Source organism: Rhodoferax sp. (assembly GCF_028688795.1).
GTDB lineage: Bacteria > Pseudomonadota > Gammaproteobacteria > Burkholderiales > Burkholderiaceae_C > Rhodoferax.
Genome location: NZ_JAQTXM010000002.1, coordinates 125,188 through 149,687 on the forward strand (window position 1 = coordinate 125,188; position 24,500 = coordinate 149,687).

26 protein-coding genes are annotated in these 24,500 nt (G+C 57.0%); 18 read left to right on the plus strand and 8 right to left on the minus strand.

From position 1 onward, the window contains the following. The first annotated feature begins 5 nt into the window (after positions 1 to 5). Both PHQ58_RS02220 and PHQ58_RS02225 read left to right on the plus strand, forming a co-directional pair. Positions 6 to 1,604, plus strand: coding sequence for a thymidine phosphorylase family protein (locus PHQ58_RS02220; protein ID WP_300106275.1), 1,599 nt, complete (start codon positions 6 to 8; stop codon positions 1,602 to 1,604). Beyond that, positions 1,604 to 2,542 (plus strand): ribose-phosphate pyrophosphokinase, encoded by a 939-nt coding sequence (locus PHQ58_RS02225; RefSeq protein ID WP_300106276.1) that lies wholly within the window; start codon positions 1,604 to 1,606, stop codon positions 2,540 to 2,542. The genes PHQ58_RS02220 and PHQ58_RS02225 overlap by 1 nt, the downstream gene beginning before the upstream one ends. On the opposite strand, the gene PHQ58_RS02230 is transcribed toward PHQ58_RS02225, so the two are convergent. Further along, positions 2,539 to 3,945, minus strand: a complete 1,407-nt coding sequence (locus PHQ58_RS02230; protein WP_300106278.1) for a phenylacetate--CoA ligase family protein — start codon at positions 3,943 to 3,945, stop codon at positions 2,539 to 2,541. The genes PHQ58_RS02225 and PHQ58_RS02230 overlap by 4 nt on opposite strands. Positions 3,946 to 4,051: 106 nt before the next feature. Here PHQ58_RS02230 and PHQ58_RS02235 point away from each other — a divergent pair, with 106 nt between their 5' ends. Continuing rightward, the gene (locus PHQ58_RS02235) at positions 4,052 to 4,927 is read left to right on the plus strand and encodes a TIGR00730 family Rossman fold protein (protein WP_300106280.1); all 876 of its coding nucleotides are present in this window, start codon (positions 4,052 to 4,054) and stop codon (positions 4,925 to 4,927) included. Here the strand turns inward: PHQ58_RS02235 and PHQ58_RS02240 are convergent. The 3 genes from PHQ58_RS02240 to PHQ58_RS02250 all read right to left on the minus strand — a co-directional run bounded on the left by PHQ58_RS02240 (position 4,915) and on the right by PHQ58_RS02250 (position 8,641). Further along, positions 4,915 to 6,012: an MFS transporter gene (locus PHQ58_RS02240; protein ID WP_367187266.1), complete on the minus strand. Its 1,098-nt coding sequence runs from the start codon at positions 6,010 to 6,012 to the stop codon at positions 4,915 to 4,917. The two genes, PHQ58_RS02235 and PHQ58_RS02240, sit on opposite strands and share 13 nt — an antisense overlap. 74 nt (positions 6,013 to 6,086) lie before the next feature. After that, positions 6,087 to 7,544, minus strand: coding sequence for a DNA recombination protein RmuC (rmuC, locus tag PHQ58_RS02245; protein WP_300106284.1), 1,458 nt, complete (start codon positions 7,542 to 7,544; stop codon positions 6,087 to 6,089). A 134-nt stretch (positions 7,545 to 7,678) separates the two neighbouring features. Further along, a complete protein-coding gene (locus tag PHQ58_RS02250) occupies positions 7,679 to 8,641 on the minus strand; it encodes a D-glycerate dehydrogenase (RefSeq protein WP_300106286.1) in 963 nt (320 codons plus the stop codon). A gap of 289 nt (positions 8,642 to 8,930) precedes the next feature. On the opposite strand from PHQ58_RS02250, the gene PHQ58_RS02255 reads away from it, so the two are divergent. From PHQ58_RS02255 to PHQ58_RS02300, 10 genes are read left to right on the plus strand one after another with little or no spacing between them, the layout of a single operon-like run. After that, positions 8,931 to 9,407 (plus strand): Na+/H+ antiporter subunit E, encoded by a 477-nt coding sequence (locus PHQ58_RS02255; protein WP_300106287.1) that lies wholly within the window; start codon positions 8,931 to 8,933, stop codon positions 9,405 to 9,407. Then, positions 9,407 to 9,688 (plus strand): monovalent cation/H+ antiporter complex subunit F, encoded by a 282-nt coding sequence (locus PHQ58_RS02260; RefSeq protein ID WP_300106289.1) that lies wholly within the window; start codon positions 9,407 to 9,409, stop codon positions 9,686 to 9,688. The genes PHQ58_RS02255 and PHQ58_RS02260 overlap by 1 nt, the downstream gene beginning before the upstream one ends. After that, the gene (gene mnhG / locus PHQ58_RS02265; RefSeq protein ID WP_300106290.1) at positions 9,688 to 10,017 is read left to right on the plus strand and encodes a monovalent cation/H(+) antiporter subunit G; all 330 of its coding nucleotides are present in this window, start codon (positions 9,688 to 9,690) and stop codon (positions 10,015 to 10,017) included. The genes PHQ58_RS02260 and mnhG overlap by 1 nt, the downstream gene beginning before the upstream one ends. Before the next feature lie 8 nt (positions 10,018 to 10,025). Beyond that, positions 10,026 to 10,541, plus strand: a complete 516-nt coding sequence (locus PHQ58_RS02270; RefSeq protein WP_300106292.1) for a DUF4040 domain-containing protein — start codon at positions 10,026 to 10,028, stop codon at positions 10,539 to 10,541. Continuing rightward, positions 10,538 to 10,966, plus strand: a complete 429-nt coding sequence (locus PHQ58_RS02275; RefSeq protein ID WP_300106294.1) for a Na(+)/H(+) antiporter subunit B — start codon at positions 10,538 to 10,540, stop codon at positions 10,964 to 10,966. Before PHQ58_RS02270 ends, PHQ58_RS02275 begins: the two co-directional genes overlap by 4 nt. Next, positions 10,963 to 11,358: a cation:proton antiporter subunit C gene (locus PHQ58_RS02280; RefSeq protein ID WP_300106296.1), complete on the plus strand. Its 396-nt coding sequence runs from the start codon at positions 10,963 to 10,965 to the stop codon at positions 11,356 to 11,358. Before PHQ58_RS02275 ends, PHQ58_RS02280 begins: the two co-directional genes overlap by 4 nt. Next, entirely contained in the window at positions 11,355 to 12,839 is a 1,485-nt protein-coding gene (locus tag PHQ58_RS02285; RefSeq protein ID WP_300106298.1) for a monovalent cation/H+ antiporter subunit D family protein, read from the plus strand. The genes PHQ58_RS02280 and PHQ58_RS02285 overlap by 4 nt, the downstream gene beginning before the upstream one ends. Continuing rightward, on the plus strand, positions 12,839 to 14,305 hold the full coding sequence (locus PHQ58_RS02290) for a proton-conducting transporter membrane subunit (RefSeq protein ID WP_300106300.1): 1,467 nt from the start codon (positions 12,839 to 12,841) through the stop codon (positions 14,303 to 14,305). The genes PHQ58_RS02285 and PHQ58_RS02290 overlap by 1 nt, the downstream gene beginning before the upstream one ends. A gap of 11 nt (positions 14,306 to 14,316) precedes the next feature. Beyond that, positions 14,317 to 14,571: a hypothetical protein gene (locus PHQ58_RS02295; protein ID WP_300106302.1), complete on the plus strand. Its 255-nt coding sequence runs from the start codon at positions 14,317 to 14,319 to the stop codon at positions 14,569 to 14,571. Further along, positions 14,564 to 16,249, plus strand: coding sequence for a Na(+)/H(+) antiporter subunit D (locus PHQ58_RS02300; protein ID WP_300106304.1), 1,686 nt, complete (start codon positions 14,564 to 14,566; stop codon positions 16,247 to 16,249). The genes PHQ58_RS02295 and PHQ58_RS02300 overlap by 8 nt, the downstream gene beginning before the upstream one ends. A 74-nt stretch (positions 16,250 to 16,323) precedes the next feature. Here the strand turns inward: PHQ58_RS02300 and PHQ58_RS02305 are convergent, their stop codons facing one another. Then, complete coding sequence (locus PHQ58_RS02305) at positions 16,324 to 16,638, minus strand: hypothetical protein (protein WP_300106306.1); 315 nt, start codon at positions 16,636 to 16,638, stop codon at positions 16,324 to 16,326. A 156-nt stretch (positions 16,639 to 16,794) separates the two neighbouring features. Continuing rightward, complete coding sequence (locus PHQ58_RS02310) at positions 16,795 to 17,940, minus strand: cupin domain-containing protein (protein WP_300106308.1); 1,146 nt, start codon at positions 17,938 to 17,940, stop codon at positions 16,795 to 16,797. Positions 17,941 to 17,980: 40 nt separating this feature from the next. Here PHQ58_RS02310 and PHQ58_RS02315 point away from each other — a divergent pair, with 40 nt between their 5' ends. Beyond that, positions 17,981 to 18,514 (plus strand): FKBP-type peptidyl-prolyl cis-trans isomerase, encoded by a 534-nt coding sequence (locus PHQ58_RS02315; protein ID WP_300106309.1) that lies wholly within the window; start codon positions 17,981 to 17,983, stop codon positions 18,512 to 18,514. 44 nt (positions 18,515 to 18,558) lie between these two features. Here PHQ58_RS02315 and dut read toward each other — a convergent pair whose 3' ends face one another. Together dut and coaBC are read right to left on the minus strand one after the other, a co-directional pair. Next, positions 18,559 to 19,005, minus strand: a complete 447-nt coding sequence (dut, locus tag PHQ58_RS02320) for a dUTP diphosphatase (protein WP_300106699.1) — start codon at positions 19,003 to 19,005, stop codon at positions 18,559 to 18,561. A gap of 5 nt (positions 19,006 to 19,010) precedes the next feature. Next, positions 19,011 to 20,231 carry a bifunctional phosphopantothenoylcysteine decarboxylase/phosphopantothenate--cysteine ligase CoaBC gene (gene coaBC / locus PHQ58_RS02325; RefSeq protein ID WP_300106311.1) on the minus strand — a complete coding sequence of 407 codons (1,221 nt, stop codon included), beginning with the start codon at positions 20,229 to 20,231 and terminating at the stop codon, positions 19,011 to 19,013. A gap of 103 nt (positions 20,232 to 20,334) precedes the next feature. On the opposite strand from coaBC, the gene PHQ58_RS02330 reads away from it, so the two are divergent. Genes PHQ58_RS02330 through PHQ58_RS02345 form a run of 4 tightly spaced genes read left to right on the plus strand, consistent with a single transcriptional unit; the run spans position 20,335 to position 24,492 of the window. Then, positions 20,335 to 22,002, plus strand: coding sequence for a CTP synthase (locus PHQ58_RS02330; RefSeq protein WP_300106313.1), 1,668 nt, complete (start codon positions 20,335 to 20,337; stop codon positions 22,000 to 22,002). Next, the gene (kdsA, locus tag PHQ58_RS02335; RefSeq protein ID WP_300106314.1) at positions 22,002 to 22,859 is read left to right on the plus strand and encodes a 3-deoxy-8-phosphooctulonate synthase; all 858 of its coding nucleotides are present in this window, start codon (positions 22,002 to 22,004) and stop codon (positions 22,857 to 22,859) included. The genes PHQ58_RS02330 and kdsA overlap by 1 nt, the downstream gene beginning before the upstream one ends. Before the next feature lie 55 nt (positions 22,860 to 22,914). Next, positions 22,915 to 24,198 carry a phosphopyruvate hydratase gene (eno, locus tag PHQ58_RS02340; protein ID WP_300106316.1) on the plus strand — a complete coding sequence of 428 codons (1,284 nt, stop codon included), beginning with the start codon at positions 22,915 to 22,917 and terminating at the stop codon, positions 24,196 to 24,198. A 9-nt stretch (positions 24,199 to 24,207) separates the two neighbouring features. Next, a complete protein-coding gene (locus PHQ58_RS02345; protein WP_300106317.1) occupies positions 24,208 to 24,492 on the plus strand; it encodes a septum formation initiator family protein in 285 nt (94 codons plus the stop codon). The last annotated feature ends 8 nt before the right edge of the window (positions 24,493 to 24,500 follow it).

The window sequence follows — 24,500 nt, forward strand, 5'->3', positions numbered from 1 at the left end:
CGCTGATGAAACAAGCCACTGAGACCCTCCCGACATCAGATGCACAGCCGGTTGCAACACTTGCAGCTTCCAAACTCGCCCTGCGTCGTGTGGCCATTGACACCTACCGTGAAAACGTGGCTTACCTGCACCGCGACTGCGAAATCTACCGTGCTGAAGGTTTTCAGGCGCTGTCCAAGGTTGAGGTTCGCGCCAACGGCCAGCACATTCTGGCGACCCTGAACGTGGTGGATGACGTGGCCATCGTGGGCTGCCATGAGCTGGGTTTGTCGGAAGATGCATTTTTGCAGCTCGCCGTCGATGAAGGGCATGTGGTGTCTGTGTCCCAGGCCGAGCCGCCCGCCTCCATTGGTGCGTTGAACCGCAAGATTGCCGGTGAGCGCCTGAGCCGCGAAGACTTTCGAAGCATCGTGCATGACATTGCCGAGCTTCATTACTCAAAAATCGAGTTGACCGCCTTTGTGGTCGCCACCAACCGGGACGAACTGGACCGCGAAGAGGTGTATTTCCTGACCGAGGCCATGGTGGCCAGCGGCCGAACCCTTGACTGGCATGAGCCCTTGGTGGTGGACAAACATTGCATTGGCGGCATACCCGGCAACCGCACGTCGATGCTGGTGGTGCCCATTGTGGCGGCGCATGGCCTGCTTTGCCCAAAAACATCGTCGCGCGCCATCACCTCGCCTGCCGGCACGGCCGACACCATGGAAGTGCTGGCCAACGTGCAACTGCCATTTGAGCAATTGGCAGACATTGTGCGTGAGCACCGCGCCTGCCTGGCCTGGGGCGGCACGGCCAATTTGTCCCCCGCTGACGATGTGTTGATTTCCGTGGAGCGGCCGTTGGCGATTGACTCACCAGGGCAAATGGTGGCCTCTATCTTGTCCAAGAAAATCGCTGCGGGCTCGACCCATCTGGTGCTTGATATTCCGATTGGCCCAACCGCCAAAGTGCGTTCCATGCCCGAGGCACAGCGCTTGCGCCGGCTTTTCGAGTACGTGGCGCGCCGCATCCACCTGTCATTGGATGTGGTCATCACCGACGGACGCCAACCCGTCGGCAAGGGCATTGGCCCGATGCTGGAGGCACGCGACGTGATGCGGGTACTGGAAAACGACCCAGATGCGCCCAACGACTTGCGTCAAAAATCATTGCGGCTGGCGGGCCGGCTGATTGAATGCCACCCGGATGTCAGGGGCGGGGACGGCTTCGCGATTGCGCGGGATATTCTGGATTCAGGCCGGGCGCTGGCCAAAATGAACGACATCATTGCCGCCCAAGGTGCCAAGGTGTTTGACTACAACAAACCGCCTCTGGGGCGCTTGACATTTGAGGTCTGCGCAACCCAAGCTGGTGTGGTGACAGCCATCGACAACTTGCAGGTGGCGCGGATTGCGCGGTTGGCCGGTGCCCCCAAGGTGGCTGGCGCTGGCCTTGACTTGTTTCACAAGCTGGGCGACGTGGTAGCGCTGGGTGATGTGTTGTACCGGGTGCATGCTAGCTTTCAAAGCGACCTGGGCTTTGCACGCCAAGCCTGTGACAAAGCCACCGGTTACACCCTTGGCCTAGCCGCCGAAGTGCCGCATGTTTTTGTGGAATTCTGATGCCTCAAGCTCCCATATTCCAGGCTTCCCGGGCTACCCAGCCCACCCAGCCCATGCTGTTGTGCTTTAACGAAGAACTGAGCAGCGCAACGCGCCTGGCCCAAGCGGCCAACCTGACCATGAGCCGGGTCGAGCGACACCGTTTTCCTGACGGCGAAATCAAATTGAGCCTGCCCGACACACTGCCCCCACAGGTGGTCATTTTCCGCACACTCAACGACCCGAATGAGAAGTTGATAGAGCTACTGCTTCTGGCGCAGACCGCCCGCACACTGGGTGCCACCCACCTGACCTTGGTGGCGCCTTATCTGGCCTACATGCGCCAGGACATCGCCTTTCATCCGGGTGAGGCCATCAGCCAGCGCATCGTTGGCCAATTTTTGGCCGGCCTGTTTGACGCGCTGATCACGGTGGACCCACACCTGCATCGGGTCGCCAGCCTGCAAGAGGCCGTGCCCGTCGCACATGCTGTCGTGCTCAGTGGCGCGCCCTTGCTGTCAGACTGGATTGCAGCGCGCAGGCAGCACCCCCTACTCATCGGACCCGACGAAGAATCAGCACAGTGGGTTGCCAAGGCTGCAGAGCGCCACGGTTTTGATCACGCGGTGTGTCGCAAACACCGCCATGGTGACCGGGCCGTCGATGTGGCACTGCCCGACATGTCGGTAGCAGGCCGACAAGTGGTACTGCTGGACGATGTGGCCAGCACCGGCCACACCGTCGCGCGCGCGGCCCAACTGCTGCTAGGCGCAGGTGCGGCGTCCGTCGATGTCGCCGTGACACACGCCCTATTCGCCGACGATGCGCTGCAGGTCATGCAAAACGCCGGCGTTGGCGAGGTCTGGAGCACCGACTGCATTGCGCACCCCAGCAACGTGGTCAGTATGACCAACGCCTTCGCAGCCGCCCTTACGCAAAGCCACGCTTCGCCGGCTTAGCGTTCAGGTGATCGCTGACTGGGACACGCCACGATGCGCTGCGCCTTGCCGCTGCGCCCCCTGGGAATCGCTTGCCCAAGCTCACTGAGCACACAAATCGGCTTGAGTTCCTGGGCAACAGCAAAGCTTTTGAGCACGGTGCAGCACCGCGCCATGGCCGCCGCGCCCTCCTCGCCCTGCATGGCAAGGCGAAGCACCAGGGTGTGGTCGTCGCGCTGGCGTACATGAAAATCAAACACGCCGGCCAGATCTTCCAGCACAGTAGTTAGCGCCAGCGGCAGCAGGGTGACTGGCTGACCGCCCAAGCCGGCCATGACCAGCGGATCATCGCGTCGCCCCTGCACTTCAATCACCGGCAAGCTTGAGCCACACGCACAGGGCTCATGGCGCAACAAAACCTGATCACCCAGGTCGTAGCGAATAAGGGGTTGCACATGGTTGGCCAGGTTGGTCAGCAAGGTGGTGTAAGACAGTCGTCCCTCGGGCACAGGCCGCCCGCGTTGGTCTACCGGCTCCAAAATCACCCAGTCTGAATTGACATGCAGGCGGCGCTGGTCACATTCCCAGGCAATCGACATGAATTCCGAGGCACCGTAACTGTTGCGTACCGCGCAACCCAGCGTGTGTTCCAGCCACAGGCGTGCGGCAGCGCTCAGGGTTTCGCCACCTGTCCAGATTTCCCGGGGCGTGAAGCGCAACACGCCGCGCGCTGCCTCATCGGCAAGCAGGGTGGCGACCGTGGGGTAGGTAGCAATGACCGTTGGCGCAAACGCATTGAGCTCATCCACCAGCGATCTGGTCGGCTGAAGAATCGAGAAGCTCCGCACCGACGGTGCGAGCCAGGGGTTGAGGGCACGAAGCCTTTGCATGCTCACAAAGCTCGCAAAATGACCGCTGATCGCCCCGACAAAAGCGATGCGCTCAGTCATCGACAACGGGTCAAACCAGCGCTGCAGAGGCCTGGGTGCGCTGCGCCGCAGTGCCTCCAGCGCGTCATACACGACCATGGCCTGCGCGTCTTGCACAAAAATACCTGGTATGTGGCTGGTACCCGAACTCTCCCACACCAGGTATTTGCCAAGGTAGGGCTCGCCAATGCGCTGAGGGTCTGCTGTGAACGCACGAAGCTCGCTCAGCTTGAGTTGCGGGTCGGTCACCCAGTCGTCAAAGTGATTCATCAATTCGCGCCGAGACACCGGCGGCAGGCAACTCAGCGGCGTGTTGCCAGTTGTCGCTCCTCGCAGATGCTCGCGGTAAAAGCGCGAATCCCGCCGGGCCACGTCAAGCAAAGTATCCAGACGGCTTTTTTGTCGCGCAGCAAGCGTTTGCGCTGTTGCATGTCCATAGGCCAGCACGTCCATCGACACCGAACTGAAACGCAACAGGTCAAAAATCGGCATCATGCAACGCCCTCCTCCCGCGCATCCTAGGTGGCACCGTCACCAACTTCAATGCGAAAAATCATGGTTAGCGCCAGCTTCCCGCCTTTTCCCCCAGACAATGGCCACCATGAACAATATTGACAAACGTGCCCCGCTCCTGACCGAGACCCGCCTGGCAGACGCCTGGGCCGAATTGCAAAACCACGCCAGCCAAGGCACCGCATTAAAGGCAGATGCCTACCGCCTGGCCTTTGCCGACCCCGAATTTCTGCTGCGGCGTGAAACCCGTGGCATCCGCTTCCAGTTAGAGATGCTCAAGCCCGACCTCGACCAGGCTGAGCAGGGCATTGAGAGCACCGTGGTGGTGTTTGGCAGCGCCCGTTTTCGGGCGCCAGAAGATGCCCAGGAAAACCTGCGCCTGGCACAACTCAGTGGCGATGCCAGCGCACTGGCGCTGGCGCAGAAGCAAGTGCGTAACGCCCACTATTACGACCAGGCGCGGTTGTTTGCAAGGCTGGTGGCGAGCGACAGCATGCACCGCAGGCCCGAGGAACGCCTGTTCATTGCAACCGGTGGTGGCCCCGGCATCATGGAAGCGGCCAACCGCGGCGCGCATGAAGTGGGTGCCTTGAGCGTTGGCTTGAACATCGCCCTGCCCCACGAGCAAAGCGCCAACCCTTACGTGACGCCCCTGCTGAATTTCAAATTTCACTACTTTGCGCTGCGCAAAATGCACGTCATGATGCGGGCCAAGGCGCTGGTGGCTTTTCCTGGCGGCTTTGGCACACTGGACGAACTGTTTGAAGTGATCACGCTGGTGCAAACCCGAAAATCAAAACCTGTGCCCATCGTGCTGTTTGGCACCGACTACTGGAAACGCCTGATCAACATCGACGCCATGGTCGAAGAAGGCGTGATTGCCGCCGATGACCTGAAGCTGTTTCAGTATGTGGATGAGCCCGAAGCCGCCTGGGCGGTGATTCAGAAGTTCTACGGTTTATGAACCGGCGGGCGTAAGCGCCAGGCCGTGCGCGCGCCCAACGCCACACCAGCACCCACCGTCCAAAACACCAATGACACGCCCAATGCCGCCCCTGCGCTGCCAAACAGCATGGGCATCAACACGCTTGACCCGTTGATGGCCATCAGCCGAAAGCCCAATGCCTCGCCATGACGCGCCTCGGGCGTGATCTGGTGCAAGGTGCTCATGATCATTGGCTGTACCGAGCCCAGTGAGATGCCCAGCAAGGCCGAGCAAATGCCCATTGTCAAGGCAGACGGCATCAACGGGTAGATGGCAAACAGCACGGCGGTGGCAAGCATGGCCGCAGTCACCACCACCCACTCATGCCAATGGGCCGCCAGCAGCGGCAAAGCCACTCTGACTGCGGTCGCAGCCAACGCAAAGCCGCCCAAAATGGCCCCAATGGCCGAGGCGCTCAGACCCCGCTCGTGGCCCAGCACGGGCACCACAAAGGTGTGCACGTCCCAGCACGACGACAGCAACCAGTTCACCAGCATCAGCCGGCGCATCATGGGCTCACGCATCAAATCCCAGGCACGCCCTTTTGCAGCACCCGGCTTGACCTCAACCGGTGGCAACTCCACCGTGTGCCGCACCCACAGCCAGGTCATCAAGGGCAGGCAGGCCAAAGCAAAAAACGCCACACGAAAACCACCCAGGTCAATCAGCAATCCTGCCGACAGCGGTCCAATGAAGTTGGACAGCGCCGGGCCAATAGACAGCCAGCTGAACATGCGTTTGAGTTCGGTGTTGCTCTGTGCTGAGCGTCCCACATGGCGCTGCAGGCTGATGGCGGCCACACCCATGGACCCACCGGTCATCAACGCGCTCAGGCACAACACCGGAAAAATCGGAAAAGCCACCGCCAAACCCGCACCAGCAGAGGCGCTCAGCACGCAAAACCCAATGGGTCTCTTGAAGCCGTTGCGGTCGGCGTAGCGCCCCGCAGGCAAGGCCAAAAACACCTGCGTCAAGGCAAACAAGGACAACAACACGCCCACTGCCAGCGCACTGTGCCCTTCGCGCAAGGCCATCAGCGGTGCTGCCATGCGCATCCCGGCCATGCAGGCGTGCAGGCAGATGTGCCCGGCAATCAGTCGGGTCAGCGCCACCGAACCCAGCGGAGCGACATCGCCTGTCACGGTGCAGCAGCCCCTTCTGCGCTGTCGAAATCAATGTCGTGAACGATCAATGCAGCGCTTTGCGTCTCTGACAAGGCCTCGACATTTTTGAGCGCGCGCCCCATCGCACGGCTGCGGGTTTGCGCCCCATCAATGGTTTTCAGCACCGTCTCAGTCTGTGATTTGACCTTGGCCAAGACATCACCAAACTTGCCAAATTCGGTCTTGACCGCACCCAACACCTGCCAAACCTCGCTGGAGCGCTTCTCCAGCGCCAGGGTTCTGAAGCCCATTTGCAGCGAACTCAGCATGGCCAGCAAGGTGGTTGGGCCGGCCAGCGTCACGCGGCAGTCGCGCTGCAAGGCCTCCATCAGCCCGGGGCGGCGCAATACTTCCGCGTACAAGCCTTCAGTGGGCAGAAACAAAATGGCAAAGTCAGTGGTGTAAGGTGGCTCCAGGTATTTTTCAGCAATTGACTTGGCTTCCAGGCGAATGCGCTGCTCCAAGCCCCGGGCCGCTACCTCGGCACCTAGCGCATCCGCCCTACCTTGGGCATCGAGCAGGCGTTCGTAATCTTCATTGGGAAATTTCGCATCAATGGGCAACCACAGCGGCAAGCCTGAGTCAGACCTACCCGGCAGCCGAATCGCAAAGTCCACCACGTTTTTGCTGCCAGGGCGGGTGGCGATTTGGGCCGCATATTGATCGGGTACAAATACCTGCTCCAGCAGCGATGCCAGCTGCGCCTCGCCAAAAATACCGCGGGTTTTGACGTTGGTCAGCAGGTGTTTGAGGTCGCCCACGCCTTGCGCCAGCGTCTGCATTTCGCCCAAGCCCTTGTGCACCTGTTCCAGCCGGTCGGCGACCTGTTTGAAGCTTTCACCCAAGCGCGCATGCAGGGTGCTTTGCAGCTTTTCATCGACCGTGGCGCGCATTTCATCAAGCTTGGCGGCATTCGTGGTCTGCAGTTGCGCCAGCTGTTTTTCAAGCGTTTCACGAATCTCGTTCATGCGCCGGGCGTTGGACTCACTCAGGCCTGAGAGTTGGTGGGTGAGCGTGTCGTGCAAGGTTTTTTGCAACAAAGCGAGTTGCTGGCCAAAGGCGTCGATTTGCGTGTTTTGCGTGCGGGTGGCCTCGGCTCCCTGTTGCACCAGGGTTTGCTGAAAAGTGGACAGGTTCAGCGCCAGTTCCTGGCGGCTGTCGCGCGCAGCGTCGAGCACATCACGGCGCAGTCCGCGCTCCATACGTTCTGAGGTCACATTGACTTGCTGCATCAGTTCTTGCTGGCGCACCTGAGCAGCCGCTTGCACTTGGTCTTGCATCTGGTCCAGCAGCAGCGCTTGATGCACCAATTGATCTGCTTCAGATCCCTTCTTTTGGCCGCTGCGCCACCACACCAACAGCAGCAAAAGCACCAGCAATAGCGCGTTCAAAACCCCCAAACCCAACACCAACCAAAGCACACGATCATTCACGTTTCAAAGTCTCCTTGGGCGCTATTGTTGTCCAAAAAGCCTGTGGAGCAGCGCAGTAGGTGCTTTTAAGTTTTATATGAATAATCAGGCTCTGACCCTTATTTAATAAGCGCAAGCAGCTATGATAAATATAGCTAATTCAACGCTGTCACGGCCTTGCCATGCAACAGGAAACCAATCAGGTTATCGGCGGCAAGCTGCGCCATGGCCAGGCGCGTCGGTAAAGTGGCGCTGGCAATGTGCGGGGTCAGCACCACATTGGGCACGGTCAGCAAATCAGGGTGCAGCGCAGGCTCGCCCTCAAACACATCCAACCCAGCGGCGGCAATCACCCCATTTTTCAGGGCAAGCGCCAACGCCGCATCATCCACAATGCCGCCGCGCGCAATGTTGATCAGCGTGGCCGTGGGCTTCATTTGCGCCAGCTCAGCAGCACCGATGGCGTGGTGAGACTCTGGTGTGTAGGGCAGCACCAAAATCAGGTGATCAGACTGCTGCAAAAGTTCTTGCTTGCTGACCAGCGTCGCACCGCAGGCGGCCTCGGTAGGCGCGTCCAGGCGAGAGCGGTTGTGGTAGATCACCTTCATGCCAAAGCCGTGCGCTCCGCGCCGGGCAATGGCCTGTCCAATGCGACCCATGCCCAGAATGCCCAGCGTGCTGCCGTGCACGTCAGAGCCAGCAAACATGTCGTAGCGCCAGCGGTTCCACAAGCCGGCACGCAAAAACCGCTCGCTTTCAGCCATGCGCCGGGCAGTGGCCATGATCAGCGCAAAGCCGAAGTCTGCGGTGGTCTCGGTCAGCACGTCCGGCGTGTTGGTGGCCTTAACGCCGGCTGTTGTCATCGCCTCTAGGTCAAAATTGTTGTAGCCCACCGCCATGTTGGCGCAGATTTTGAGGTCTGGGCAAGAGCCAAGCACAGTTGCATCAATGCGCTGGCTGCCGGTGGTGAACACGCCCTGTTTGCCTTGCAGCTTTTCAATCAATTGCGCCGGGGTCCAGAGCTCGTCATCCTGGTTTGAGGTGACCTCGAAGTGCTGCTCCAGCAGCGTCAAGATTTGGGGAAAGACAGCACGTGCAATCAAAACATGAGGGCGCATCGTCGGACTCCTATAGGTTTGGGCTGCATTGTCCATCATCAAATCAAAGCCTGTATTCAGGGGCAAGCTTCGTTTGCAGGTCTGGCGTGGTTGTAACTTCAAAATCAAATGTTTCAGGACTTACGCAAAATTGGTCCGGCTAGGCGGGCCGCCGAAGGCAGTACACCCTGTACGACAAGGCGGCGCAACAACGCTGGGGCGTTTTTTCCTAAGTCCTATGTTTGTACAAAGATATGGTTAAAGAGTTGTCTACAATTGTTTGAAAAAACCCACTTAATTAGTACAACCCGTGATCCGATCCTTCAGCCTGTTCATCTTTTTGTACCTGTTCTGGCTGTTGTTGTCGGGGTTTTTTACGGCATTTTTAATGTCTGCTGGCGTTGGCTGCGCGTTGATGGTGACCTGGTTTGCGCGACGCATGAACATGATCGACCAAGAGGGGCACCCGGTGCAACTAGGCCCCAGGGCCGTGGTCTATTGGGCCTGGCTCTTGAAAGAAATTATCTTGTCCGCCTGGTCAGTCAGCAAAATCATTCTGCACCCCAAACTCCCGATCAGTCCTACCTTGGTGCGTTTCAAGCCAACCCAAAAAACGGATGTGGGTCTGGTGCTGCACGCCAACTCCATCACGTTGACACCTGGCACCATCGCCATTGAAGCAAATGCAAACGAGTTCTTGGTGCACGGACTCACCAGAGCCAGCGCCCACGGGGTGGTGGACAGCGACATGGATCAACGCGTCAGCGCCTGCGAGGGAAAAGCCTGATGTTTTCTGTAGCGACTATCGCATTGCTTGTTACGCTGGCCCTGGCGCTCGTCCGGGCGACTCTCGGGCCCACCGTATTCGATCGAGCGCAGGCAGCCAACACCATTGGCACCGTCGCCATGCTGTTGCTGGCTGTGATGGGTTTCCTGAACGGTCGCCCTGAATTCCTGGACCTCGCTATCGTTTACGGCTTGCTCAACGTGATCGGCACGATTGCCGTTTTGAAGTACTTCCGTTACGGTGATTTGGGTGACCCAGGTGACGATGAGGCTGCCAAATGATGCCTGCTTTACTGTCGACCCTAAGTTGGTTTAGCCTAGTGCTGGGCGGGCTCTTTTGCATCATCGGTGCCATTGGGCTGCTTCGCATGCCTGATTTTTACACCCGGATGCACGCTGCCAGCGTCATTGAAACGCTTGGGGCGGGTCTGATTTTGTTCGGACTGATGTTGCAAGCCGGTTTCACGCTGGTGTCAGTCAAACTGCTTATGCTGGGTGTGTTGATTTTGTTTGTCAGCCCCACAGCAACACACGCTCTTGCACGGGCAGCCATGGTTCGCGGGCTTAAGCCCCTGCTTGCACCCGAGGAGAAGCCACCATCGAAGCACTGATCATTAATGTGCTGATGGTCATGCTGGCGGTGACCGTTGTGATCATCATGCGCAGCCGCAATTTGTTTGGCGTTGTCATTCTTGGCGGCATTTACAGCTTTCTGATGGCCACGGTGCTGGTTGCCATGGATGCGGTGGATGTGGCCATGACCGAAGCGGCAGTAGGTGCCGGTATCTCGTCAGTGTTGCTGCTGGGGGCACTCTATTTGTGCAAAAGCGAAGAAGCCCATGCGCCAAAAAAACCATTTGTCCCGCTGATAGTGTCCTTGTCGGTAGGTGGTATGTTGATCTACGGCACGCTCGGGTTGCCCGAATTTTCTGACCCCAACGCGCCTATTCACCAGCATGTGGTGCCCCGCTATCTCAATGAAATCAAAAAAGAAGTGGACGTGCCCAACGTGGTTACGGCGGTGTTGGCCAGCTACCGTGGTTACGACACCCTTGGAGAAACCACTGTGGTCTTCACGGCTGGCGCTGGTGTCATCGCGCTATTGCGACGTCGTCGGAAGGGGCGCAAGCCATGAAAAATGATTTGATCCTTCGCGTCATCGCCAAGATGATGATTCCGTTCATCCTGTTGTTTGCCTTGTATGTTCAATTTCACGGTGATTTTGGGCCGGGTGGCGGGTTTCAGGCGGGTGTCATTTTGGCAGCCGGCGTCATTTTTTATGCGCTGATTTATGGTTTGGCGGACGCACGCAAAGTGGTGCCCGAGCCACTGGTGGAATCCATGATGGCCATTGGCGTTTTGATATACGCAGGTGTAGGTCTGGCTGGCTTGTTTTTTGGCGGTAATTATCTGGACTACTTTGTGCTCGATCCGAACCCAGTGCACGGCCAGCATCGCGGTATTTTCTGGGTTGAGGTAGGCGTGGCCACCACTGTCGCAGGCGTGATGCTGAAAATTTTTTACATGTTCGCCGACCGCAGCAAGGTAGACGAAGAATGACGGGCGCAACAACCTCCATGACTCTGAGCGGTCACTTTACGTACTTCATCACGGTGTTCCTGATGGTTGCAGGCTTGTTCATCGTCATTTCGCGCAGCAACCTGATCAAGAAACTGGTCGGTTTGGGCATCTTTCAGACCTCTGTTTACCTTTTGTACATTGCACCTGCCAAATTGATTGGCGGCACGGCACCCATTCTGGGCGATGCCTTCACTGTGTATTCAAACCCTCTGCCACATGTGCTCATTTTGACTGCCATCGTCGTGGGCGTAGCAACCCTGGCCTTGGGGCTTGCCTTGGTCGTGCGCATCCGCGAAACCTACGACACGATCGAGGAGGATGAAATTCTTGAGCGGGACATCAAACCAGAAGGCGACGGGGAAACAAAATGAATCTGGCCCCGCATCTGCCCGCCTTGCAGGTGGTCATCCCTTTGATCGCTGCGCCACTAACGGTGCTGCTACGTCGGCGCAGTGTGGCGTTCACAGTGGCGCTGCTAGCCAGCTGGGCCGCGTTTGGTATCTCAATTTTGCTGTGGCTGCAGGTGACTCATAACGGCACCATCAGCTATGCCATTGGCAGTTGGCCAGCCCCCTGGGGCATTGAATACCGCGTTGACCGCCTGAATTCATTGCTGCTCGTACTGGTGTCGGGCATTGCGGCCCTGGTGCTGCCCTACAGCCGGGCCAGCATCGAATCCGAAGTACCCCCTGAGCAGCATTATCTTTTTTACACCATGTTTGTGTTGTGTTTGACAGGGTTGCTTGGCATCTCCATCACAGGTGACGCATTCAACATTTTTGTCTTTCTTGAAGTTTCTTCGCTGTCGGCTTATGTTCTGATTGCACTGGGGCGGGATCGGCGCGCGCTGTTTGCGGCGTACCAGTATTTGCTCATGGGCTCGATAGGCGCCACTTTCCTGGTCATCGGTATTGGCTTGTTGTATTTGATGACGGGCACGCTCAATCTGGCCGACATGGGGCAACGAATCGCATCCGTGCAGGGCACAAGACCCATCCTGGCAGCGCTGGCGTTCATCACCGTGGGTGTGTCGCTCAAGCTGGCTCTGTTTCCACTGCATCAGTGGTTACCCAATGCCTACACCTTTGCGCCCTCGGCGGTGTCAGCCTTTCTGGCTGCCACCGCGACCAAGGTGGCAGTCTATGTGTTGCTGCGTTTCTATTTCACGGTGTTTGGCGAGTCTGCTGTCTTCTCCAAGCTGCCGATGGAAGAAATGATGCTGTTGCTGGCACTGGCTGGCATGTTTGCGGCGTCCACCCTGGCCATTTTCCAGACCGATTTGAAGCGCCTGTTTGCCTACTCCAGTGTGGCGCAGATTGGCTACATCATTTTGGGCATGTCCTTTGACTCGGTCAGTGGCCTGACCGCCAGCATCGTTCATTTGTTCAACCATGGCGTGACCAAGGGCGCCATCTTCATGCTGCTGGGTTGCGTGGCACTGGGCACGGGCGGCACCAGTCTGGCGCGGGTGCAAGGTTTGGGCAAGCGCATGCCGCTGACCAGTTTTGGCATTGTGGTGGGCGGCTTGTCGCTGATGGGCGTGCCTGGCACGGCCGGTTTCATCAGCAAATGGTATTTGCTGTTGGCGGCACTTGAAAAAGGTCAGTGGTGGTTGGTGTTCGCGATTGTGTTGTCATCTTTGCTGGCTGCTGCCTACGTCTGGCGTTTCGTCGAGGCAGCGTATTTTCGGGAGCCACGCAAAGACACCGAGAACGTCGCAGCGATGCCTTGGTTGATGAGCATTCCAACCGCCATTTTGGTGATTGCGATCGTGTATTTTGGCTTGGACACCTCGTTCACGATCGGCACTGCCTCTGAGGCCGCAGCCTCTCTCTTGGGGGGGCGGTCCTGATGCTGACACCTGAACAAGCCATTGTTGCGTCCATGATGGTGCCGCTGGCCGGTGCTGTGCTGATCTATTTGGCCGGTCGTGCGCCCAACCTGCGCGAAGCCATCACGCTGGTGACAGCCGTCATATTGTTTGGCGTTGTGCTGACACTGCTGCCCGTGGTTTTGGGGGGTGCCCGCCCGCAGGTTATTTTGTTCAGCCTGCTTCCGGGCTTGCAGGTTGACTTCCGGGTTGAGCCACTCGGGATGCTGTTTGCGCTCATTGCCTCAGGCTTGTGGATCGTCAACTCGTTGTACTCCATAGGCTACATGCGTGGCAACAAGGAGGCGCATCAAACACGCTTTTTCGTCTGTTTTGCGCTTGCCCTGTCGGCCACCATGGGCATTGCGTTTTCAGGCAATTTGCTCACCTTGTTCATCTTTTATGAACTGCTCACCCTCAGCACTTACCCGCTGGTCACGCACCATGGCACGGAAAAAGCACGCGATGGCGGGCTGGTTTACCTTGGCCTGCTGCTGAGCACCTCCACCTTGTTTTTGTTACCTGCCCTGGTGTTCATTTGGTACATTGCCGGCACCACAGATTTCACAGTCGGTGGCATTCTGGCTGACAAGCTCAAGCCTGGCGAACTTGCCATCTTGCTGGCCCTGTGTGTCTTTGGTATCGGCAAAGCCGCACTGATGCCTTTTCATCGCTGGTTGCCGGCTGCCATGGTGGCACCGACGCCGGTGTCTGCTTTGCTGCACGCCGTGGCCGTAGTCAAAGCCGGGGTCTTCAGTGTGGTCAAGGTGCTTGTGTACACATTCGGCATTGATACCCTGGCGCAGGCGGGTGCCACCGATTGGCTGGTGGTCTTGGCCGGTTTCACCATCATTGCCGCCTCGGCCGTTGCACTCACGGCTGACAACCTGAAACGCCGCCTGGCGTACTCCACCATCAGCCAATTGTCCTATGTGACCATGGCGGCCGCGTTGCTGGCACCCTTGTCACTGATCGGCGCCGTGATGCACATTGCGGCACATGCGGTTGGCAAGATCACCCTGTTTTTTGCCGCAGGCGCCATTTACACCGCAGCTCACAAAACCGAGGTGAGTCAACTCGATGGCATCGGCCGCCGCATGCCCTGGACGATGGGGGCATTTGCGATTGCCGCCCTGTCCATGATTGGTTTACCCCCGGCTGCAGGTTTTATCTCCAAGTGGTACATGTTGTCTGGTGCCATGGAGGCGCAGCACTGGCTGGCGGTGTCGGTCATCATCTTGAGTACGCTGCTGAATGCGGGCTATTTCCTGCCCATTGTTTACCGCGCATTCTTCGTGGCTCCGCCAGCTGACCCACACGGCCATCCGCATGGTGAGGCGCCGCTGCTGATGGTGATTGCCCTCACTGCCACCGCTGCAGGCACTGTGTTGTTGTTTTTCTTTCCTGACGTGCCGCTGGCGCTGGCCCGGCAGATGCTCAACCCCTGAGAAAGAACCCAATGGACGAAAAACCCCACTGGCTGGATCAGCCCCGCAACATCAAGCTGTTATGGCGCGGTTTCCTAGTTGTGCTCTTGCTCACGGTGCTGGCCGAATTTCTGGTGCCCATGCATCCGCATTTCGCCGTTGAATCCATTTTTGGGTTTAACGCCTGGTACGGGTTTCTGGTGTGTGCCTTGATGATTGTGGTCGCCAAGGGCCTGGCCCTGGTGCTCAAACGGCCTGATACCTATTACGGCAAAGACAATGGCTGAGGTCTTGATTCATCCAGGCTTGGTGCTGATCGTCGGGGCCTTTCTGTTGCCCTTGCTGCGTGGCGTGGTCCGCTCAACGGCAGTGGTGGTGTTGCCCTTGATTGTGCTGTGGCTGGTGTGGCAGGTACCCGACGGACCGGCCTGGCAATTGCGTTTTCTGGACTACACCCTCACGCCCTTGCAGGGCGACAAGCTCTCAAGGTTGTTTGCCACCATCTTTTCTCTCATGGCAGCTGGCGGTGGCCTGTTTGCCATGACGCAAAAAAGCCGCATTGAAGTGCCGGCAGCCTATGTTTATGCCGGATCTGCCATTGGCGTCGCCTTGGCAGGGGATTTGGTCACGGTGTTCATTTTTTGGGAACTGATGGCAGTGGGCTCCACACTGGTGTTGTGGAGCCAGGGAACAGACGCAGCGTACCGCGCGGCCCGACGCTACCTGATGATTCATCTGTTGGGTGGCGTGGTGTTGTTTGCGGGTGTCACGGGTCACATCGTCAACACGGGCGATGTCACCTTCACCCGCATGGCGCTTGACTCACCCGCGCACTGGCTTATCTTGATTGGCTTTCTGGTCAACGCAGGCGCGCCGCCTCTGTCTGCCTGGTTGTCGGACGCCTACCCTGAGGCCTCCTGGAGCGGCACCGTGTTTCTGTCGGCTTTCACCACCAAGACAGCGGTGTATGTGTTGATTCGTGGTTTTCCGGGCACCGAATTGCTGATCTGGGTGGGTCTGTTCATGGTGTTTTACGGCATAATTTATGCGCTGCTTGAAAATGACCTGCGCCGTATCCTGTCTTACTCCATCATCAACCAGGTAGGTTTCATGATCGCCGGTATTGGCATTGGCACAGAGATGGCGCTGAATGGCGCCGCAGCCCATGCATTTGCCCACATCATTTACAAGGCGCTCCTGTTGATGTCGGCGGGTTCAGTGGTTTTGATGACGGGCAAGCGTAAGTGTTCCGAGTTGGGGGGGCTGTTTCATACCATGCCCCTGACCGCAGCGTGCGGCACGATTGGCGCATTGGCCATTTCGGCGTTTCCTCTGACATCTGGGTTTGTGTCCAAGTCCATGGTCTCCCAGGCAGCGCTTGACGGCCATTTGATGTGGGTCTGGTTGTTGTTGACGGCCGCGTCTGCCGGTGTCTTCTTGCATGCCGGCATCAAGTTCCCCTGGTTTGTGTTCTTTCAGAAAGATTCCGGTTTACGTCCGGCTGAGCCGCCGATGAGCATGCGTTGGGCAATGGTGGTCTTTTCGTTCCTCTGTATTGCGCTGGGTGTCTGGCCCGAGCCACTGTATGCGCTGCTGCCTTACGCCGTGAACTTTGTGCCGTACACCGGTGCCCATGTGGTGACGCAGTTGCAATTGCTGCTCTTCTCCGGCCTGGCATTTTTTGTGTTGCTGCCTTACCTGAAGCGCACCTTGACCATCACCCTAGATGCCGACTGGGTCTGGCGCTTGTTGTTGCCAGCCTTGTTACGTAATGTAGGTCTGCCGTTGACCAAGGCGTGGCACATGCTGGTGCATGCTGCCTATGTGCTGATCACGGAGTCGACCGCACTGGTGCTTTACCAGCACCGCCAGGACGGCCGGTTTGCGCGCACTTGGTCAACGAGAAGTATGGCGCTTTGGGTGCTGGTGTTGCTTCTGGGGTTCCTCGTTATTTACTATCTTTGAATTCGGCAGGTAGGTCCACGCCGGACGTAAAAAAACCACCCGAAGGTGGCTTTTTTGAATCAACCAAAAGTTGATTACTTAGAAGCAGCAGCTTTGGCAGCTTCAGCAGCAGCGTCAACAGCCTTGTTGGCAGCAGCGCCGACAGCGTCAACAGCAGAAGCAGCAGCTTCAGCCATGGCTGGTGCAACAGCAGAAGCAGCGGCTTCAGCAGCAGAAGCAACAGCAGCAGGTGCTTCAACCACAGCAGGTGCTGGTGCAGGAGCTTCTTCTTTTTTACCACAAGCGGCCAGAGCAGCAGCAGCAATCACAGCGATCAAAACGAGAGATTTATTCATTTGAATTACCCAGTATAAAAAATTGACAATTTCCGGAAATTGTTTTGCGGTCACCCACAAAGACCAAGTAAACAAATGTTTAAGTTGTTCACTCAGCCCGTCATTATAGGGTCTGCCCTTATGGTTTTTACGCTTGACTGCCCAAAGGTGTTGTGCGTAAACATCGATGAGACGCGTGCAATTGCCAAGTAAATCAACGCATTGGGCTGGTCAACCCGGTAGCACCCACCCGGATTCAGCCCAAGAAACCAGCAACTCAAAGGCTTGGGCGCTGAGCTGGCCAACTTCATCGGCAGATAGTTGGCGTCCGTTGGCGAGGGCGCGCATCAAGCCGGCATCACGGCCAGAAGCGGTAAAGCTCTCGCCATTGATAAAAATGTGTTGCGCATCAAACATCATGCGGGTGCGCCGATCCAGCCGACAGCCCGTTTGATTGAGCAACTCCGCCAGCCCATCCGTGGGCTCTACGCCTTCAAACCACACGCTGGGCTTGGGCTCGGTCATGTATTCACCAAAACCACGCCCAAATGCTTGATCGTCCGCCAATGCGTCACGCAAGGCATCTTTAGCAAATTCAAGCATTCTGGATGGAATTTCTGCGGGTTGCGCGACCGCCATCTGGTCGGGATCCTGGTACAAAGTCAACCCCACTGCCTCTTCTGCATCTTCAGCCAGGCGCTGTAGCAGCTCCCGCGCCACTTCGGCACGATTGGGAATGCGAAATCCAATTGAATAGGTCATGCACTCTCCCTCGGCAATGCCATCATGGGCATAGAGCGGCGGCAGGTAAAGCATGTCGCCAGGCTCCAATAGGTACTCTTCTTCAGGCTCGAAGTTGGCCAGGATTTTTAAAGGTACATCAGGCTGCAAACTCAAGTCTTTCTGGCGGCCAATGCGCCAACGCCTCTTGCCGTGCGCCTGCAACAAAAATACGTCGTAGCTGTCGTAGTGCGGCCCAACACCACCTTGGTCTGTGGCGTAGCTGATCATCAAGTCATCCAGTCGCGCATCGGGCACAAAGCGAAACTGATTCATCAGCGCGTGCACCGCGTCATGGTGCAGGTCAACGCCCTGCAACAACATCGTCCAGCCGGGCTGCTTGAGTGGCGGCAAGGCACGCCGCTCAAACGGACCATGCTTGAAGTGCCAACCGGCCGTTGCACTAGGTGTCTGAATCACCATGCGGGTTTGCACATCTTCACTGGCGGCCAACTCAAACAACTCAGCGCGATCCAGCAGGGGCTTGAAATCGGGAATGGCCTGGCGCACCAACAATGGCTTTTTCTGCCAGTGCGTATTCATGAACTGTTGCGGGCTCAAGCCCCCCAGCAAGGGCAGCGGTTGGGTGATGTCCATCAATTTCTCCAGTGGTTTTTTGGTCTGCGACAATTATCAAATGGAAATTACTCAACAATGCGTGGTGGCTTTAACCTGGACGCTCAAAGACACTTTGGGCGAAACATTAGACGTGCTCGATGAACCAGTGGAGTTTTTGGTCGGTGGTGACGATCTGTTTGATGTGATTGAGGCCGCCCTGCAAGGCCACAGCGTCGGTGCCACCATCAACCTGCACATCGAACCAGAGCAAGGCTTTGGCGACTTCAACGACCAATTGATTTTTCTGGAGCCGCGCGAACTCTTTCCGCCGGAGCTGGAAGAAGGCATGACATTTGAGGGCACGGCCTTGCCCGCAGGTTGCAACGCTGACATGCCGCAAGACGCGCTCTACACCGTGACCGATCTCTACCCCGAGCACGTGGTGCTGGACGGCAACCACCCCTTGGCAGGGATCGCGCTGAACTTAACCTTGCAAGTCAGAGCAGTGCGCGAGGCCACCGAAGAAGAAATTGGCTGCGGCAGCGCAGGCACCGGTTTTTTCAAGGTCACGCCGATGCACAACATGGCACCGGGCAACGATTTGCTGCAATAACCGCACTGCTTCATATCCGCCCGTGCGCTGCTGAAGCCACGGGCTCAAGATTTTCCGGTAGAGCCGTAGCCGCCCTCCCCGCGCTCGCTGGCTGGAAATTCTGTCACCACATTGAACTGAGCCTGAACCACAGGCACGATCACCAACTGGGCGATGCGCTCCATGGGCGCAATGGTGAAGGCCACATCGCTGCGGTTCCAGGCACTCACCATCAGTTGCCCTTGGTAATCACTGTCAATCAGGCCCACCAAGTTACCCAACACAATGCCGTGCTTGTGACCCAAACCGGAGCGCGGCAAGATCATGGCGGCAAAGCCCGGATCATTCAGGTAGATAGCGATCCCAGTAGGTATCAGTTGCCAGGCATTGGGCTGCAAGGTCAGGGGCGCGTCCAGACAGGCACGCAGGTCCAGCCCGGCACTGCCTGGCGTGGCGTAAGCAGGCAATTGAGTTGCCATGCGCGGGTCAATGATCTTCACGTCAATATTCATCATTATTAGACTCCTGCCCTTATTCTTTGAGCGATATCAGCTATTAATTTGCGAGCAAGCGAAAGTTTTGAGTCACGAGATAGCTCGCGCGCACCAGCCTCATCAACCAGCAGCAAAGCATTGTCATCCTGACCAAAGGTGTCCGGCCCGATGTTGCCCACCAGCAGCGGTACGCCTTTGCGCAAACGCTTGGCTTGGGCGTTGGCGAGCAAATCATGACTTTCAGCGGCAAAACCTACACAGTAAAGCGCACGACTCTTGCCACGCTCCGATTGCGCCACGGCGGCCAAAATGTCCGGGTTTTCGACAAAATGCAAGCTTGGGGGCAGGCCACTGCCGTCTTTCTTGATCTTGCGCTCAGAGGTCGATTCCGGTCGCCAGTCTGCCACCGCCGATGTAGCTATAAAAATAGTAGCTTTCGGCGTCTTATCCATAACGGATTCAAACATATTTAGTGCAGATTTCACATTCACACGCAGGACACCGCGCGGGGTTGGCAAGCTCACTGGGCCTGCCACCAGAGTCACATCAGCGCCCGCCTCGCGGGCTGCGCGGGCAATGGCAAACCCCATCTTGCCACTGGACAGGTTGGTGATGCCCCGCACCGGGTCTATTGCCTCAAAGGTGGGCCCGGCCGTGACAAGTACATGCTGACCACGAAGCACTTTGGGCTGAAAAAATGAAATCACCTCATCCAGAATTTCGACCGGCTCCAGCATGCGACCATCACCAGTTTCTCCGCAGGCCTGATCGCCAGAACCCACACCCAAAACGTGCGCACCATCCAGCGCCACTTGGGTCAAATTGCGCTGCGTGGCGGGGTGCTGCCACATTTCGCGATTCATGGCCGGTGCAATTAACAACGGCACCTTGATGACGGGTCTCGCCAGACACATCAAGCTTAACAAATCGTCAGCCAACCCATGCGCCAGTTTGGCGATCACATCCGCACTGGCTGGGGCAATGAGACAAGCATCCGCCTGACGAGTGAGGTTAATGTGCGCCATGTTGTTGGGCGCACGTTCGTCCCATTGCGACCCAAACACCGGGCGTTGGCTCAGCGCCTGCATGGTCACCGGGGTCATGAACTGCTCAGCGGCGGCGCTCATCACCACTTGAACTGTGGCACCAGCCTTGATCAGCAGTCGACACAACTCGGCTGATTTGTAACAGGCTATGCCCCCGCTCAGGGCTAAAACAATGTGTTTTCCAGCAAGATCTTTCATCCGCCGCAATGTAACAGAGCGCAAAACCGCGCTTGGAAGCGACAGGTCAAGGCCCCTATAATCCACTTTTACCAGCTCCCTGAGCGTGCAAGCTCACTCTGACATGACCAAATTTGTCTTCGTCACCGGCGGTGTGGTGTCTTCCCTGGGTAAGGGAATCGCCTCAGCCTCCCTCGCCGCGATCTTAGAATCGCGCGGCCTCAAAGTCACTTTGATCAAGCTTGATCCTTATTTGAATGTTGACCCGGGAACGATGTCGCCGTTCCAGCACGGCGAGGTCTTTGTGACCGACGACGGTGCCGAAACCGACCTCGATTTGGGCCACTACGAGCGTTTCATTGAAACGCGCATGAAAAAGGCCAACAACTTCACCACCGGCCAAATCTACAAAAGCGTGCTTGAAAAAGAACGCCGCGGTGACTATTTGGGGAAAACGGTGCAGGTGATTCCCCATGTCACCAATGAAATCCAGGACTTCATCAAGCGCGGCGCGGGCTTTGACACCGCAGAAGCCGTGGATGTGGCCATTGTTGAAATTGGTGGCACGGTGGGTGACATTGAGTCGCTGCCGTTTTTGGAAGCGGTGCGCCAGCTCAGTCTGCAGCTTGGCCCCAACAACAGCGCCTTTGTGCATTTGAGTTATGTGCCGTGGATTGCGGCGGCTGGCGAACTCAAAACCAAACCGACCCAACACACTGCAAAACAACTGCGCGAAATCGGTATCCAGGCCGACGCACTGCTGTGCCGTGCAGATCGACCGATCCCTGAGGAAGAGCGGCAAAAAATCTCGCTGTTTTCAAACGTGCCTTTGTGGGGCGTGATCTCCATGTGGGACGTAGACACCATCTACAAAGTGCCACGCATGTTGCATGAGCAGGGCTTGGATGGCTTGATTTGCGACAAACTGCGTCTGAACACGCCACCTGCCAACCTGAAGCGCTGGGACGACCTGGTGTATGAGACAGCCCATCCGCAAGGCGATGTGAACATCGTCATGGTGGGCAAATATGTGGAATTGAGCGACAGCTACAAGTCCTTGAACGAGGCTTTGCGCCATGCCGGCATGAAAAATCATGTGCGGGTCAAAATTAACTACATTGATTCTGAAACCATCACACCCGACAACGTGGCACAGTTGGCCAAGTTTGATGCCATTTTGGTACCTGGCGGCTTTGGCATTCGTGGCGTAGAGGGCAAAATTTGCGCCGCTCAGTTTGCCCGCGAAAACAAAGTGCCTTATTTAGGCATTTGTTTGGGCATGCAAGTGGCCACCATTGAATTCGCACGCCATGTGGCGGGTCTGAAGAACGCAAACAGCACTGAGTTTGACCCAAACAGCCCTAATCCGGTGATCGCTCTGATCACCGAATGGAAGGATGAAGACGGCACCATCAAAACCCGCAGCGAAGACTCCGACCTAGGTGGCACGATGCGACTTGGCGCGCAAAGTTCTGACGTTGAACAGGGCACACTGGCACACAAAATTTATGGTGATGTCGTCACCGAGCGCCATCGCCATCGTTATGAGGCCAACGTGCATTTCCTTGACACACTGCGTAGCGCAGGTTTGGTCATTTCGGCTCGCACCCAACGCGAACACCTGACAGAAATTGTGGAGCTGCCACAAGACGTGCATCCCTGGTTTGTTGGTGTGCAGTTTCACCCTGAATTCAAGTCCACGCCATGGGCGGGGCACCCGCTGTTCAACGCGTTCATTCGCGCAGCTTTAGACCACAAAAAGCCAGCAACGACTGTGAAGGCGGTGGCCTGATGAAACTGTGTGGTTTTGAGATTGGCTTGCACCAGCCGTTTTTTCTGATTGCAGGGCCCTGTGTGATTGAGTCCGAGCAGTTGCAAATGGACACCGCAGGCACCCTGAAAGAGATCACCCAGAGCTTGGGCATTCCGTTCATTTTCAAGAGCAGCTTTGACAAAGCCAACCGCTCCAGCGGCAGCACATTTCGTGGCCCCGGCATTGACAAAGGGTTGGAGATATTAGCCAAGGTCAAACGTGAGCTCGGTCTACCTATCTTGACCGACATCCACTCAGAAGACCAGATTGTCCAAGTGGCCTCGGTGGTTGATGTGTTGCAAACCCCGGCTTTTTTGTGTCGGCAAACAGACTTCATCCGCGCTGTGGCGCAATCTGGCAAACCCGTCAACATCAAAAAAGGGCAGTTTCTGGCGCCAAGGGACATGAAGAATGTGATTGACAAAGCGCGTGCCGCCGCTCGTGAAAAAGGCCTGAATGAAGACAACTTCATGGCCTGTGAACGCGGTGCCAGCTTTGGTTACAACAACCTGGTGAGCGACATGCGCTCTCTGGCCATCATGCGCGACACTGGCGCACCTGTGGTGTTTGATGCCACGCATTCAGTTCAACTGCCCGGCGGCCAAGGCACCAGCAGTGGTGGCCAACGCGAGATGGTGCCAGTGCTGGCCCGTGCGGCCGTTGCCGTTGGCGTGGCGGGGCTCTTCATGGAAACCCACCCTGATCCATCCAAAGCCATGAGTGATGGCCCCAACGCGGTGCCTCTGAAACACATGAAAGCGTTGCTGGAAACCTTGCTGGCATTGGACCAGGTCACCAAGCGGCAAGGTTATCTGGAAGAAAATTTTTCTGCCTAATCGTCGTAACCTGACCGTATTAATTTTCCTTTGTTTTTTTAACTGAAAGAAACCAATGAGTGCAATCGTAGACATCGTAGGACGTGAAATTCTGGACTCTCGCGGCAACCCTACCGTAGAGTGTGATGTATTGTTGGAATCAGGCACCATGGGGCGCGCCGCAGTGCCTTCCGGTGCTTCTACTGGCAGCCGTGAAGCCATTGAGTTGCGTGATGGCGATAAAAGTCGCTACCTCGGCAAAGGCGTGCTGAAAGCGGTTGAACACATCAACACAGAAATCTCTGAAGCAGTGCTTGGCCTGGACGCATCTGAGCAAGCCTTCCTGGACAAAACATTGATCGACCTCGACGGCACAGAGAACAAAGGCCGCCTCGGTGCCAACGCCATGTTGGCGGTATCCATGGCTGTGGCCCGCGCTGCGGCGGAAGAATCTGGCTTGCCGCTGTACCGCTACTTCGGCGGCATGGGTGGTATGCAGTTGCCCGTGCCCATGATGAACGTTATCAACGGTGGTGCCCACGCCAATAACAGCCTGGATTTGCAAGAATTCATGATCATTCCCGTGGGAGCGCCCAGTTTCCGGGAAGCTTTGCGCTACGGTGCCGAAGTGTTCCACGCCTTGAAGAAAATTATTGACGAAAAAGGCATGAGCACAGCTGTGGGCGATGAAGGTGGCTTCACCCCAAGCGTGGAAAACCATGAAGCCGCCATTCAACTGATCCTGCAAGCCGTTGACAAAGCGGGTTTTATTGCCGGTGAGCACATCGCCATTGGTTTGGATTGCGCCGCAAGCGAGTTTTACAAAGATGGCAAGTACCACCTCAAAGGCGAAGGCCTGGTGCTAGATGCACAACAATGGACCGATATGCTTGCGACTTGGGTAGACAAATACCCGATCATCAGCATCGAAGACGGCATGGCTGAAAACGACTGGGATGGCTGGAAAATTTTGACTGACCGCCTGGGCAAACAAGTTCAAATTGTTGGCGATGACCTGTTCGTCACCAACACAAAAATCTTCAAGGAAGGCATCGACAAAGGGATTGCCAACTCCATTCTGATCAAGATCAACCAAATTGGCACTTTGACAGAAACCTTTGCCTGCATCGAAATGGCCAAGCGTGCGGGGTACACCGCAGTCATCAGCCACCGCTCGGGTGAAACGGAAGACTCGACCATTGCCGACATCGCAGTTGGCACCAATGCGGGGCAAATCAAGACTGGTTCGTTGAGCCGCTCCGATCGCATGGCCAAGTACAACCAGCTGTTGCGCATCGAAGAAGACTTGGGTGACGTGGCAACTTACCCTGGGCGGGCAGCCTTCTACAACCTTCGCTAACTGGGTGCCATGGGCCAACGTACCGTCTCGCTTGCCCTGATTGCCCTGCTCGTGATTCTTCACGGGCAACTGTGGTTTGGGCGAGGCAGCTTGGCCAGCGTGGCAAACCTGCGTGCTCAACTCTCTGAACAAATCCAGCACAACAACCTGGCGCAGTTGGCCAACAATCAGCTCGCTGCCGAGGTACGAGACCTCAAGGAAGGGCTGGAAATGATTGAGGAAAAGGCGCGCATGGAGCTTGGAATGGTCAAGACCAACGAAATCTACGTTCAGATCGCCCGCGGGGTCAACTGAGAATTCCA

Bases quoted from the DNA above. Each gene is read 5' to 3' on its own strand.
- PHQ58_RS02220 (WP_300106275.1), top strand. From the start codon at position 6: ATGAAACAAGCCACTGAGACCCTCCCGACATCAGATGCACAGCCGGTT.
- PHQ58_RS02285 (WP_300106298.1), top strand. From the start codon at position 11,355: ATGAATCTGGCCCCGCATCTGCCCGCCTTGCAGGTGGTCATCCCTTTG.
- coaBC (WP_300106311.1), bottom strand. From the start codon at position 20,231: ATGAAAGATCTTGCTGGAAAACACATTGTTTTAGCCCTGAGCGGGGGC.
- PHQ58_RS02225 (WP_300106276.1), top strand. From the start codon at position 1,604: ATGCCTCAAGCTCCCATATTCCAGGCTTCCCGGGCTACCCAGCCCACC.
- eno (WP_300106316.1), top strand. From the start codon at position 22,915: ATGAGTGCAATCGTAGACATCGTAGGACGTGAAATTCTGGACTCTCGC.
- PHQ58_RS02290 (WP_300106300.1), top strand. From the start codon at position 12,839: ATGCTGACACCTGAACAAGCCATTGTTGCGTCCATGATGGTGCCGCTG.
- mnhG (WP_300106290.1), top strand. From the start codon at position 9,688: ATGCCTGCTTTACTGTCGACCCTAAGTTGGTTTAGCCTAGTGCTGGGC.
- PHQ58_RS02235 (WP_300106280.1), top strand. From the start codon at position 4,052: ATGAACAATATTGACAAACGTGCCCCGCTCCTGACCGAGACCCGCCTG.
- PHQ58_RS02230 (WP_300106278.1), bottom strand. From the start codon at position 3,945: ATGATGCCGATTTTTGACCTGTTGCGTTTCAGTTCGGTGTCGATGGAC.
- PHQ58_RS02240 (WP_367187266.1), bottom strand. From the start codon at position 6,012: ATGGCCGGGATGCGCATGGCAGCACCGCTGATGGCCTTGCGCGAAGGG.
- PHQ58_RS02260 (WP_300106289.1), top strand. From the start codon at position 9,407: ATGTTTTCTGTAGCGACTATCGCATTGCTTGTTACGCTGGCCCTGGCG.
- PHQ58_RS02330 (WP_300106313.1), top strand. From the start codon at position 20,335: ATGACCAAATTTGTCTTCGTCACCGGCGGTGTGGTGTCTTCCCTGGGT.
- PHQ58_RS02275 (WP_300106294.1), top strand. From the start codon at position 10,538: ATGAAAAATGATTTGATCCTTCGCGTCATCGCCAAGATGATGATTCCG.
- PHQ58_RS02250 (WP_300106286.1), bottom strand. From the start codon at position 8,641: ATGCGCCCTCATGTTTTGATTGCACGTGCTGTCTTTCCCCAAATCTTG.
- PHQ58_RS02310 (WP_300106308.1), bottom strand. From the start codon at position 17,940: ATGGACATCACCCAACCGCTGCCCTTGCTGGGGGGCTTGAGCCCGCAA.
- PHQ58_RS02295 (WP_300106302.1), top strand. From the start codon at position 14,317: ATGGACGAAAAACCCCACTGGCTGGATCAGCCCCGCAACATCAAGCTG.
- PHQ58_RS02315 (WP_300106309.1), top strand. From the start codon at position 17,981: ATGGAAATTACTCAACAATGCGTGGTGGCTTTAACCTGGACGCTCAAA.
- dut (WP_300106699.1), bottom strand. From the start codon at position 19,005: ATGAATATTGACGTGAAGATCATTGACCCGCGCATGGCAACTCAATTG.
- kdsA (WP_300106314.1), top strand. From the start codon at position 22,002: ATGAAACTGTGTGGTTTTGAGATTGGCTTGCACCAGCCGTTTTTTCTG.
- PHQ58_RS02280 (WP_300106296.1), top strand. From the start codon at position 10,963: ATGACGGGCGCAACAACCTCCATGACTCTGAGCGGTCACTTTACGTAC.
- PHQ58_RS02345 (WP_300106317.1), top strand. From the start codon at position 24,208: ATGGGCCAACGTACCGTCTCGCTTGCCCTGATTGCCCTGCTCGTGATT.
- PHQ58_RS02300 (WP_300106304.1), top strand. From the start codon at position 14,564: ATGGCTGAGGTCTTGATTCATCCAGGCTTGGTGCTGATCGTCGGGGCC.